Below are 4,705 nucleotides of genomic sequence, written 5' to 3' on the forward strand. Positions count from 1 at the left end.
TGCCCGGCGCCGCCCTCGTCGAGATCGCCGTACGCGCCGGAGACCAGATCGGCTGCGGCACCGTACGCGACCTGACCCTGCACGCCCCCCTCGTCATACCCGAGACCGGCGCCGTCGCCCTGCGCGTGCGCGTCGGTGAGGGCGACGAGCCGGCGCTCACCGTGCACTCGCGCCCCGACGGCCAAGACACCTGGACCCTGCACGCGGAAGGCGTCGTAGCGGCCGGCGGAAGTGAGCCCGAAGCCGGGACCGTCGCCTGGCCGCCCGCCGCCGAGCCGGTCGACACCGAGCACCTCTATGTCGGCCTCGCCGCGCTCGGCCTGGAGTACGGCCCCCTCTTCCAAGGGCTGACCGCTGCCTGGCGCGACGCCGACGGGGTCGTGTACGCCGAGGTCGGTCTGCCCGAGGACGCGGAGACCGACGGGTACGGCATCCACCCCGCCCTGCTCGACGCCGCCCTGCACGCCGTAGCCGCTGGGGAGTTGCTTCCGGAACCCGACCCCGGGACCGCCTGGCTGCCGTTCTCCTGGTCCGACGTCACCCTGCACGCCACCGGCGCCCGCACCCTGCGCGTCCGGGTCGCCGCCACCACGCCCGGCACGGTCACGCTCGACGCGGACGACGCCGAGGGGCGGCGCGTGCTGTCCGTCGGTTCGCTCGCCCTCCGGCCGGTGCCCCTCGGACCGGGCCCGGGCGCGGGTACGACCGGCGTGGGCGACGCGGCGTACGGCGTCGACTGGACCGCCGTAGAGGTGCCGGGTGCGGCAACCGCGGAACCGCTGCCCCTGCCCGAACCGGGCCGCGTGGAGCCCCTGCCCGTGGCCGGCTGGTCCGCCCTGACCGCACCCGCGGGAGGCTCGGCCGCCGAGAGCGCGACGGTCGTGCTGGAGGCGCTCCAGGAATGGCTGGAGCACGCCGTCCCCGAGGAGCGGCTGCTGGTCGTCACCCGGAGCGCCGTGTCCACCGCGCCCGGCGAAGACGTCGGCGACCTGGGCCAGGCCGCGGTCACCGGACTCGTCCGGGCGGCCCGCACCGAGTACCCGGGACGCCTGCTCCTCGTCGACCTCGGCCCCGGGGACGGCGACCTGCCCGCCTCCGTACTCGGCAGCGAAGAGGACGAACTCGCCGTACGGGACGACGATCTGCGTGCCCCGCGCCTCGTGCGCGACACCCCCGATGCCGACCGAGCACCCGCCTGGCCGGTCACCGGCACCGTGCTGATCACCGGCGGCACCGGCGGCCTGGGCGCCCTCGTCGCCCGGCACCTGGTCGCCGAGCACGGTGTGCGCAGCCTGCTGCTGACCAGCCGGCGCGGCCCCGCCGCGCCCGGTGCGGCCGAACTCGCCGACGCACTGCGGGAGTCGGGTGCGGAGGTGACTTTCGCCGCCTGCGACGTCGCCGACCGCGACGCGCTCGCCGCGCTGCTCGACGGACACCCGGGCATCAAGGCCGTCGTCCACACGGCGGGCGTCGTCGACGACGCGACCGTCGCCCGGCTCACCCCGGCCCAACTGCGCCGCGTCCTCGCCCCCAAGGCCGACGCGGCCCGACACCTGCACGAACTCGCCGGCGAACTGGACGCGTTCGTGCTGTTCTCTTCCGCCGCCGGTGTCCTCGGCGGCGCCGGACAGGCCAACTACGCCGCCGCGAACGCCGCCCTGGACGCCCTCGCCGCACACCGCCGGGCCCACGGACAGCACGCCGTGTCCCTCGCCTGGGGTCTGTGGGACCCGGCCACCGGGGGCATGGGCGCCGACCTGACCGACACCGACCTGGAACGCATGGCCCGTACCGGACTGCGCCCGCTCGGCGCCGAACAGGGGCTCGCCCTCCTCGACGCGGCCGTCGCCGGCACCCGCCCACTCACCGTGCCCGTCCGGCTCGACGTGCCCGCGCTCGCCCGCTCCCTCAGCGGAGCGGTACCGGGGCTGCTGCGCTCCCTGGTCCGCGTCCCCGCCCGGCGCACCGCCGCGGGCGGCGGCACGGCGGCCGGCGGCACCGGGTTGCGCGACCGGCTGGCCGCGATCACCGACCGGGACGAACGGACCGCGCTCGTCCTGGACCTCGTACGACGGCATGTCCGTACCGTCCTCGGTTTCCCGGACCAGCAGCCCGTCGAGGCCGACAAGCCCTTCAAGGACTTCGGCTTCGACTCCCTCACCGCCGTCGAGTTCCGCAACGGGCTCGCCGCCGAGACCGGCGTACGACTGCCCGCCACCCTCGTCTTCGACTACCCCACACCGCACGAACTCGTCGCCCACCTGCACAAGGAACTCGCGCCCACCGACGACGACCCCGCCACCGCCCTGCTGCGCGGCCTCGACCACCTCGAACCCCTCATCGGCACCCAGGAGCTGGACCAGCTGACCCGCTCCCGGATCACCGTGCGCCTCCAGGCCCTGCTGGCCCGCTGGCAGGACACGGACCACCCGCAGCCGGCCGGGACCGAGGTAACCGACGACCTGGCAGCCGCCTCCGACGACGAACTCTTCGCCCTCCTCGACGGCGAGACCGGGAGCTGAACGACCATGGCAGCCACCACTGGACCCACCGGAGCCACCACAGCCACCGGCTCCACCGACCGCGAACAGAAGCTGCGCGACTACCTGAAGAAGGCCACCGCCGACCTGATGCAGGCCCGCCGGCGCATCGAGGACCTGGAGTCCCGCACCCGCGAGCCCGTCGCCGTCGTCGGCATGGCCTGCCGCTACCCCGGCGGCATCGCCTCCCCCGACGACCTCTGGCGGCTCGTCGTGGACGGCGGCGACGGCATGCGCGGCTTCCCCGACGACCGCGGCTGGGACACCGACAACCTCTACGACCCCGATCCGAACGCCCTCGGCAAGAGCTACGCCAAGGAAGGCGGATTCCTCGACGCGGCAGGCGAGTTCGACGCCGCGTTCTTCGGGATCAGCCCGCGCGAGGCCCTCGCCATGGACCCGCAGCAGCGGCTGCTGCTGGAGGCGTCCTGGGAGGCGTTCGAGCACGCCGGGATCGACCCGGCCGCCGTCCGCGGCGCCCGCACCGGCGTGTATGCGGGCATCATGTACCACGACTACGGCTCCGACCGCGCGGCCCTGCCCGACGGCGTCGAGGGCTTCCTCGGCACCGGCACCGCCGGCAGTGTCCTGTCCGGCCGGATCTCCTACGCCCTCGGCCTGACCGGCCCCGCCGTCACCGTCGACACCGCCTGCTCGTCCTCCTTGGTCACCCTGCACCTGGCGGCACAGGCGCTACGGGCGGGGGAGTGCTCCCTCGCCCTGGCCGGCGGCGTCACCGTCATGGCCACTCCCGACACCTTCATCGACTTCAGCCGGCAGCGCGGGCTCGCCCCCGACGGCCGCTGCAAGCCGTTCGCGGAGGCCGCCGACGGCACCGGCTGGTCCGAGGGCGTCGGCGTGCTGCTCCTGGAACGCCTCTCCGACGCCCGCCGCAACGGACACCGGGTCCTCGCGGTCGTCCGGGGCTCCGCCGTCAACCAGGACGGCGCCAGCAACGGCCTCACCGCACCCAGCGGCCCCTCCCAGCAGCAGGTCGTCCTCGACGCCCTCGCGAGCGCCGGGCTGTCCACCGACGACATCGACGCCGTCGAGGCCCACGGCACCGGCACCGTCCTCGGCGACCCCATCGAGGCACAGGCCCTGCTCGCCACCTACGGCCAGGGACGCGCCGCCGACTCTCCGCTGTGGCTGGGCTCCATCAAGTCCAACCTCGGTCACACGCAGGCGGCGGCGGGCGCGGCCGGCGTCATCAAGATGGTGCAGGCCCTGCGCGCGGGCGTCCTGCCACGCTCCCTGCACATCGACGCCCCCACCTCCCACGTGGACTGGTCGGCGGGTGCGGTGGAACTCCTCACCGAGAACCGCCCCTGGCCGGCCGGCGACCGTCCCCGCCGCGCCGCCGTGTCCGCGTTCGGGATCAGCGGCACCAACGTCCACGTGATCGTGGAGGAGGCCCCGGAGGTGGAGGCACCGGCCGCGGTCGCCGAGCCGGCCGCGCTGCCGGTCGTCCCGTGGATCGTGTCCGGCAGAACGGCCGCCGCGGTACGGGCCCAGGCAGCACGCCTGCGGGAGTTCGTCACGCGACGACCGGAACTGGATCCGGCGGACCTCGGCTTCTCGCTAGTGACCCGGCGGTCGGCGTTCGCCTATCGGGCGGGTGTGGTGGCGGGTGACCGTGAGGGGCTGCTGGCCGGGCTGGAGGCGGTCGAGGGCGGCAAGGCTGTGCTGTCGGGTCCGGTGGCGTTCCTGTTCACGGGGCAGGGGAGTCAGCGGGCGGGGATGGGGCGTGAGCTGTATGAGGCCTTCCCCGTGTTCGCCGCTGCGTTGGATGAGGTGTGCGGGGCGTTGGACGCGCATCTTGAGCGGCCGCTGAAGGGTGTGATGTTCGGCGGTGAGGGGCTGGACGAGACGGGCTTCACGCAGCCCGCGCTGTTCGCCCTGGAAGTCGCCCTGTTCCGGTTGCTGGAGTTCTGGGGTGTGCGGCCGGATGTGCTGGCCGGGCACTCCATCGGTGAGCTGGCTGCCGCGCATGTGGCGGGTCTGTGGTCCCTGGAGGATGCGGCGAAGCTGGTCGCTGCTCGTGGCCGGTTGATGCAGCAGCTCCCCTCCGGGGGTGCGATGGCCGCCGTACAGGCGACCGAGGACGAAGTCCTTGCCGTGCTCCCTGAGGGCACGGGCATCGCGGCTGTGAACGGACCGAACGC

The 4,705-nt window shown here is 74.4% G+C and carries 2 protein-coding genes; both read left to right on the forward strand.

Going from position 1 to position 4,705, the window contains the following annotated elements; genetic code table 11:
- On the forward strand, positions 1-2,522 hold a 2,522-nt coding region (locus tag ABZ854_RS36990; protein ID WP_361220389.1), incomplete at its 5' end, for an SDR family NAD(P)-dependent oxidoreductase.
- A 6-nt stretch (positions 2,523-2,528) separates the two neighbouring features.
- Positions 2,529-4,705 (forward strand): type I polyketide synthase (locus ABZ854_RS36995; protein WP_361220392.1); only part of this gene is annotated, 2,177 nt, incomplete at its 3' end.

Origin of the sequence: Streptomyces sp. NPDC047028, assembly GCF_040644095.1 — a bacterium.
Classification (GTDB): Bacteria; Actinomycetota; Actinomycetes; order Streptomycetales; family Streptomycetaceae; genus Streptomyces.